This is a genomic window from Oleiphilus sp. HI0061 (assembly GCF_001635675.1).
The window spans coordinates 1-830 of record NZ_LWFE01001634.1 but is presented as its reverse complement, the minus strand read 5'-3'; the positions used below and the strand labels follow the sequence as shown (position 1 = coordinate 830).

The window sequence follows — 830 nt, the reverse complement described above, 5'->3', positions numbered from 1 at the left end:
GATATAAGGGATAAAGGGGTGAGCCATTCTTAGTACAGCTTCAAGTACTCGTACCAGTGTGCGGCGTGTGCCACGCTTAAGCGCTTCGTCGCTGTCGTCACTGTTTAGAATCGGCTTGGAAAGCTCCAGGTACCAATCACAATACTCATTCCAGATGAAGTCATACAAAGTGTGTGAGGCCATATCTAGACGGAACTCACCAATAGATTTTTCAATGGATGCTTCGGTTTGCTGAAGGCGCGAGATGATCCATTTGTCAGCTAAAGATAATTGATAATCGTCAGAATTCTGAGCACAGTCCTGATCTTCAGTATTCATGAGCACATAACGTGCAGCGTTCCAGATCTTGTTACAGAAGTTTCTGTAGCCTTCTAGGCGTTTCATGTCCCAGTTGATATCACGACCCGTCGAAGCCAGTGAGAATAGGGTAAAACGAAGTGCATCGGTCCCGTGTGCAGAGATACCGTCTTCAAAGGTCTTGCGCGTGCGCTTCTCAATTTTTTGAGCAAGCTGGGGCTGCATCATATTACCGCAGCGTTTTTCAACCAGAGATTCAAGGTCGATGCCGTCAATCATATCGAGCGGGTCGAGTACGTTACCCTTCGACTTGGACATTTTGTCACCATGCTCGTCTCGAATAAGGCCTGTTACGTATACATATTTGAACGGAACCTGGGCTTTACCGTTTTCATCTTTCATAAAGTGCATGGTCATCATGATCATGCGGGCAACCCAGAAGAAAATAATATCGAAGCCCGTTACCAAAACATCTGTTGGGTGGAAGGTCTTCAACCTTTCCGTTGCTTCTGGCCAACCTAGTGTGCCGAAAG

1 protein-coding gene is annotated in these 830 nt (G+C 46.5%); it reads right to left on the bottom strand.

Annotation, left to right across the window (positions count from 1 at the left end; translation table 11 throughout):
• A partial coding sequence (locus A3735_RS25210) for a class I tRNA ligase family protein (protein ID WP_156499919.1) occupies nucleotides 1-830 on the bottom strand: 830 nt, incomplete at both ends.